This window comes from Arcticibacter sp. (assembly GCF_045629565.1).
Taxonomy (GTDB): Bacteria; Bacteroidota; Bacteroidia; order Sphingobacteriales; family Sphingobacteriaceae; genus Arcticibacter.
The window spans coordinates 1-6,409 of record NZ_JAZQRL010000131.1 but is presented as its reverse complement, the minus strand read 5'-3'; the positions used below and the strand labels follow the sequence as shown (position 1 = coordinate 6,409).

At 48.2% G+C, this 6,409-nt stretch carries 6 protein-coding genes; 5 read left to right on the top strand and 1 reads right to left on the bottom strand.

Annotation, left to right across the window (positions count from 1 at the left end):
- The 4 genes from ACKI5J_RS19300 to ACKI5J_RS19285 form a co-directional block, all read left to right on the top strand.
- On the top strand, positions 1 to 858 hold an 858-nt coding region (locus tag ACKI5J_RS19300; protein WP_407431479.1), incomplete at its 5' end, for a BNR repeat-containing protein.
- A 298-nt stretch (positions 859 to 1,156) separates the two neighbouring features.
- Positions 1,157 to 2,137, top strand: a complete 981-nt coding sequence (locus ACKI5J_RS19295; protein WP_407431477.1) for a glycoside hydrolase family 43 protein — start codon at positions 1,157 to 1,159, stop codon at positions 2,135 to 2,137.
- Positions 2,138 to 2,192: 55 nt separating this feature from the next.
- The gene (locus ACKI5J_RS19290; RefSeq protein ID WP_407431475.1) at positions 2,193 to 3,428 is read left to right on the top strand and encodes a DUF2264 domain-containing protein; all 1,236 of its coding nucleotides are present in this window, start codon (positions 2,193 to 2,195) and stop codon (positions 3,426 to 3,428) included.
- A 65-nt stretch (positions 3,429 to 3,493) separates the two neighbouring features.
- Complete coding sequence (locus ACKI5J_RS19285; RefSeq protein WP_407431473.1) at positions 3,494 to 5,515, top strand: glycoside hydrolase family 88 protein; 2,022 nt, start codon at positions 3,494 to 3,496, stop codon at positions 5,513 to 5,515.
- Between the two features lie 42 nt (positions 5,516 to 5,557).
- On the opposite strand, the gene ACKI5J_RS19280 is transcribed toward ACKI5J_RS19285, so the two are convergent.
- Positions 5,558 to 5,770 carry a hypothetical protein gene (locus ACKI5J_RS19280; protein WP_407431471.1) on the bottom strand — a complete coding sequence of 71 codons (213 nt, stop codon included), beginning with the start codon at positions 5,768 to 5,770 and terminating at the stop codon, positions 5,558 to 5,560.
- 142 nt (positions 5,771 to 5,912) lie between these two features.
- Here ACKI5J_RS19280 and ACKI5J_RS19275 point away from each other — a divergent pair, with 142 nt between their 5' ends.
- Positions 5,913 to 6,086 carry a DUF6496 domain-containing protein gene (locus ACKI5J_RS19275; protein ID WP_407431469.1) on the top strand — a complete coding sequence of 58 codons (174 nt, stop codon included), beginning with the start codon at positions 5,913 to 5,915 and terminating at the stop codon, positions 6,084 to 6,086.
- Positions 6,087 to 6,409: the final 323 nt, after the last annotated feature.

Genomic DNA, 6,409 nt, shown 5'->3' with positions numbered 1-6,409 from the left:
GCCGATGGCAACCTCCTTTTTCTTTACCGGAACGGAGCTTCAGGGAGAGGTGATCTGGTGATCAATCGCTATGAAACAGCTACCAGGACGTGGACCCAGTTACACCAGAATCTAATCGACGGTGAAGGAAAACGCAACGCCTATTGTCAGTCTTCTATCGACCAGAATGGTGTTCTTCACATCTCCTGGGTCTGGAGGGAATCTCCCGATGTGGCCAGCAATCACGACATGGCATACGCCCGGTCAACCGATGGGGGGCTTACCTGGGAGCGGTCTACTGGCGAAAAGTATAAACTTCCAATAAACATGGAATCAGCTGAATATGCGTGTTTAATTCCACAAAAGAGTGAGCTTATCAACCAAACCTCCATGGCAAACGACGAAGCCGGCAACCCGTATATTGCCACCTACTGGAGAGACCCTGCCTCGATGGTTCCGCAGTATCGGATCATCTATCATGACGGTAAAAAGTGGGAAACCATTTCGACATCTTTCCGCAAGGCTCCGTTCAGCCTGAGCGGAGCAGGAACAAAAGCGATCCCGATCTCCAGGCCGCAGATAATGGTGACGGGTGCCGGTAAGAGGGCAGCTATTCTCATGATTTTCAGGGACGAGGAACGAGGAAGCAAGGTGTCTGCGCTTACTATTTCCGACCGCAGAAAGAGATTTTGGAATGTCATTGATCTTACAAAAAATTCAGTCGGTTCCTGGGAACCGACTTTCGATACGGAACTCTGGCAACAAAAGAAGATTCTTAACCTGTTTCTTCAAAATGTGCAGCAAATAGACGGGGAAGGCAAAGCAAATATCGAGGCTCAGCCAGTGTATGTTTTGGAGTTCGATCCTCGTAAAAAGTAAAGGTCTGTTATGATATAATGGTTGATGTTGTAAGAGATAACTGTTTGATTACTTTGTTGATATTATTTTTGATATGACAGTCTGTCACCAGCTTTTGAAGGTTATCATTTATCTGATCGACACACCTCACCGATCTGAATGCGCTGCAGGCAGGCGAATTAAGTTTCCCCTCAGGTATCCCGTAAACGGGGGCAATGATGGTTATTGCTACCAAATGCCCCCCTGTATTTGGTCATTTACACCCCCCTGAAAGTCGCCTTCAATGACGAATTTGGACCCGACCAAAATACCTGATTCTATGAAAGAGTTCTTCTCTATTACACAGATCACTTTTCTTACACTGCTTCTGACTGCAATTCTCACACCAGCCAAAGCCCAAACACCAACGCAATTTACCCCGGGAACTGTCTGGAAAGACACCTCCGGAGAAGTCATCAACGCTCACGGAGGAGGTCTGCTGTATTCCGGAGGAACCTATTATTGGTATGGAGAAAGACGTGGTCAGCGTGCCTCCGAAGGAGTGAATGCTTATTCTTCCAAAGACTTGTATAACTGGAAGGCCGAAGGCCTGGCCCTGGCACCCGAAGAATCGCCCGAAAGCGATATTACCAAAGGGTGTCTGATGGAGCGTCCCAAAGTGATCTATAACGAAAAGACCGGAAAGTACATCATGTGGTTTCATCTGGAATTGAAAGGCCGGGGATATGATGCTGCACGTGCAGCAGTAGCTATCAGCGACAGTCCCACCGGGCCCTTTAAGTTCCTGGAAAGTTTCAGGCCAAATGGGAATATGTCGAGGGATATGACCCTGTTTGTCGACAAAGACAAGTCTGCATATCATATCTATTCCTCCAGAGACAACTACGATTTGCGTATCGCCAAGTTGACCGATGATTATCTGAGCCCTACAGCAGCGGACAAGCTGCTGTTCAGCCAACACCGCGAAGCACCGGCGATTTTCAGACATAACCACCTCTACTACATGGTTACCAGTGGCTGTACCGGATGGGCACCAAACAGGGCGAGTGTGCATGTCGCATCCTCGCTATGGGGACCCTGGGAAGATAAGGGAGATCCTATGCAGGGACCCGACGCAGCTACAACTTTTGGCGGCCAGTCCACCTTCATTTTACCCGTTTCCGGAAAAACGAACAAATTCATATTCATGGCCGATAAATGGAATCCGAAGGATTTAAAAGACAGCCGTTACCTATGGCTACCTGCGGAAGTTAAAGACGGAAAGCTTAGCATAACCTGGTACGATAGCTGGAAATTATAAATACTGTCCGGATATTAATATCTTGCCTAAGGCTTAACCTGTAAAACCAAATACAATGAAATTTAACGTCTTACTCTTCGTGGCTTTTAGCCTGCTCTTGAACACTGCACTTCAGTCTCAAACCAGAAAATCAGCAGCAACCGACGATAGGAAGTTCTGGCTCAGCCATCTTCAGCGTGTATCCCGTCCCGTTCTTGAGAACCTCGCTGCCGACAAACTAAAGGAAAATATGCCGGTGATACTATCCGACCGCATTGACAACAAAACCCATCGCACCCAAGTAGCGTATCTCGAAGCTTTCGGAAGAACACTCAGCGGAATAGGTCCCTGGCTGAATGCCGAAGGTGGCAGCAAGGAAGAGCAGGTTCTGCGTAATCAGTATCGCCAGTGGACACTCCAGGCTATTGCCAACGCGGTAAACCCTCAGGCGAAAGATTATATGCAATGGGAAGGCGGACAACCCCTGGTCGACGCCTCTTTCTTTGCGCTGGGACTCATCCGGTGCCCATGGCTATGGGAACATCTCGATAAGGAGGTTCAGCAACAGGTTCAGACCGCGCTGTTGGCCACACGCAAAACCGTCCCCGTGTATACCAACTGGATTCTCTTTTCCGGAATGATAGAAGCCTTCTTCTGTAAATATGGAATGGAGTATGACGACGTCAGGATCGAATACAGCATCCGCGAATTTGCCCAACACTGGTATACGGGTGATGGCATGTATTCAGACGGCATGCAGTTCAGTCTCGATTACTATAACAGCTACGTCATACAGCCATATATGTCGGCCATTCTGGAGGTTATTAACCAGAAGAACGGTCGCTACAACTGGTATAAAGCCGATTTTACAAAGATTACGCAACGCTACGCAGAGCTGCAGGAACGCTTCGTCAATGCCGACGGTAGCTTCCCCGTCACCGGTCGCTCCATTACATACAGAGGAGGAGCGTTCCACCATCTGGCAGACGTGGCGTACCGTAAAGGTCTGCCCAGTTCACTCCAACCTGCCCAGGTCAGAGGCGCTTTAACAGCCGTTATCCGCAAGACGTTCGAGAGACCCGACTCTTTTACCAAAGACGGTTGGCTGACCATCGGATTATATGGAAACCAACCTCAGCTAGGAGACTTTTATATCACCACCGGAAGCCTGTATCTTTGCGCGGATATTCTGCTGCCGCTCGGCCTGTCTCCGGAAGACGAGTTCTGGGTAGCCAAGCCGGCACTCTGGACTTCGGCCAAGGTATGGAGCGGTCAGGATGTCCCTGCCGACCATGCACTTCATCTGAAATAACAGGCTAACCAGCCGTAAATAAGAAAGATGGAGAAACCATCTGATGCTAAAATAACTAAGAGACCATGAATAAACTTGTATTAAATGTCAGTGCGATCCTGCTGCTATTGATGAGTTCCTGTGCTACCAAAAGAAGTAGTCAGCCGTCCGTCGCCAGCTCTAAGACCGATGTATTGGAAATCATCAACCGAGTCAACCGTTACTGGCAAAGCACTCACCCCCAGCCGGGCAATGCCTTTTGGCATGTAGCCGCCTATCATACCGGCAACATGGAGGCCTATGCCATTACCCGGAACGAAGACTACCGCAAGTATTCCGAAACCTGGGCGGAGGCGAACCAGTGGAAGGGCGCTAAGTCAGACAACAAAGCCGAATGGAAGTACAGCTATGGAGAGAAGGACGACTATGTGCTGTTTGGCGACTGGCAGATCTGCTTCCAGACCTATATTGATCTCTATAAGCTCGACAAAGACCCCAAGAAGATAGCCAGAGCTATTGAAGTGATGGAATACCAGATGAGCACCCCCAACCAAGATTACTGGTGGTGGGCCGACGGCCTGTACATGGTTATGCCGGTTATGACCAAACTCCATCAGCTGACCGGTAACAAACAATACCTGGAGAAGCTTCATGAATACTTCAGCTATGCCAACAGTATTATGTACGACGCCGACGAAAAGCTTTATTACAGAGATGCCAAATATGTCTATCCGAAGCATAAAAGTGCTAATGGGAAAAAGGATTTCTGGGCGAGGGGCGACGGCTGGGTAATAGCAGGACTCGCTAAGGTGCTCAAGGACCTGCCGGAAAACGATCCGCACAGGAACGAATACATTACTAAATTCAAAGGCATGGCCGAAGCCGTTAAGAACGCCCAGCAGCCGGAAGGTTACTGGACGAGGAGCATGCTCGATCCCGCTCATGCCCCCGGACCGGAGACCAGCGGAACCGCCTTCTTTACCTACGGCCTGCTATGGGGAATCAACAACGGCTACCTGGATCAGCAGGAGTATATGCCTGTTGTTAACAAGGCATGGAAATACCTTACGACTCAGGCCTTGCAGGCTGACGGTAAGATAGGCTTTGTTCAGCCAATCGGCGAGAGAGCGATTCCCGGTCAGGTTGTCGATAAAAACTCCACTTCCGATTTCGGAGTTGGCGCGTTTCTGCTTGCCGCGTCAGAGATGTACAGGTATCTCAATAATGCCAGCGTTCCTTCAGCGGTACTGCCGGGCGTCTACGCTGACCCGCATATCGCCGCCTTCGGTAACAAATTTTATCTCTATCCAACAACGGATGGAACTGAGGGTTGGATGTCCGACTATTTTACCTGCTGGTCGTCGTCCGATATGGTCAAATGGAAAAATGAGGGCACCATTCTCAACCTGAAGAAGGATCTCGGATGGGCCACAGAACGTGCCTGGGCGCCGGCCATCGCAGAGAAGAACGGCAAATACTATTATTACTATTCTGCCGATGTGAATATCGGCGTTGCAGTAGCCGATAAACCTACAGGTCCTTTTTCCGATCCCTTAGGGAAACCCCTCGTTCCAAGAGCTGCTTTCAAAGGGCAGATGATCGACCCGATGGTGTTCGTCGATGATGACGGGTCAGCCTACCTGTATTTCGGACAGGGAAGTTGCCATGTAGTCAAACTGAATGATGATATGATCTCCTTTGATATGTCGCAGGTGAAAAGTTTCAAGCCTGAAGGCTACAACGAAGGGGCATTTGTGTTTAAAAGAAACTCCAGGTACTACCTGATGTGGTCAGAATACGACACGCGTGATCCACGCTATTCTGTAGCTTATGCAACGGCAGACTCACCTATGGGTCCGTTTGTTAAAGCGAGTCGTAATCCGGTGCTGAAAGGTGAAGGAATTGTCAAAGGGGCGGGGCATCATTCCGTAGTACAGGTGCCGGGGAAAGATGAGTGGTACATCGCTTACCACCGGTTTAAAATCCCGGGCGGAAACGGCTATAACCGCGAGACATGCATCTCTCCGATGCGCTTCGACGACAAAGGAGCCATCTTGCCGGTAGATGTTTTTGAAGAAGTTAAGCCTGTTCGTGCGGGCCGTTTATGAAGTTTTAAATAATATAGGGCATAAGGGTATGCCCTATACCACCTATCCGTTTTTCTCAGAGAAGTCTTTGTCTTCTGAATTCTTCTTTGCTTCTACATGTTCATCCTCTTCCTTGAGAATTTCCTGTGCCAGCGGCGTTAGTTCTGTATTCTCTCCGATGGTGTCATCCCCAGTATCCGCTGTGTCGTTTCTGCTTTGTTCAGATCCGGTATTTTCTTCCGGTAGTCCGTTTTTATTCATTTCCTGATTTTCCATAGCTAGTAGTTTATTCCAAGTATAAAAGGAAATCCGGCGCGTAATTGTTTGTCCGAATTGCTTTTCTTATTTGTATAAACCTATCCGATGATGCTATGTTGTAATGATAACAAATTCAGAATGTTAAACTTAAAATATCACTATGGCAAAGTATTCAAAAAAAGCAGGAGAAAAGGTTGAGGAAGCGATGCATGAAATGAAGGAAGGTAAGCTAAAAACCGGAACAGGAAAGAAAGTTACCTCTAAAAAGCAGGCGGTTGCGATTGGTTTGTCAGAGGCGAAAAAGGAAGGGGCGAAAGTGCCCAAGAAGAAATAAGCTTCATAGCCGGAAGCTACCCTCGTCTATCTGTTGCTATAGAGCGGCTGTCCTGAGTGCATCTTAAGTCCATGTTTTGTGATGAAAACATGGACTTTATACAGGCTGGAGTTTAGTTATGCTAACCGTTTCAGGCTTACAGGTCCGGATCGGATAGGACGGAGAAGAGAGGAAGGATATTGGTGTTATAACGCTGAAAATAAGTCATTTATTTCTTTGTTTTTTCTTTTCGGCCACCTAGATTTGATTTCAGGAGACGGTAAAAGAAACCAAAATATCCGTACTTATCATGGCCATTATCGATAACAGAGGCAACATCAGGG

Bases quoted from the DNA above. Each gene is read 5' to 3' on its own strand.
- ACKI5J_RS19295 (WP_407431477.1), top strand. From the start codon at position 1,157: ATGAAAGAGTTCTTCTCTATTACACAGATCACTTTTCTTACACTGCTT.
- ACKI5J_RS19290 (WP_407431475.1), top strand. From the start codon at position 2,193: ATGAAATTTAACGTCTTACTCTTCGTGGCTTTTAGCCTGCTCTTGAAC.
- ACKI5J_RS19285 (WP_407431473.1), top strand. From the start codon at position 3,494: ATGAATAAACTTGTATTAAATGTCAGTGCGATCCTGCTGCTATTGATG.
- ACKI5J_RS19280 (WP_407431471.1), bottom strand. From the start codon at position 5,770: ATGGAAAATCAGGAAATGAATAAAAACGGACTACCGGAAGAAAATACC.
- ACKI5J_RS19275 (WP_407431469.1), top strand. From the start codon at position 5,913: ATGGCAAAGTATTCAAAAAAAGCAGGAGAAAAGGTTGAGGAAGCGATG.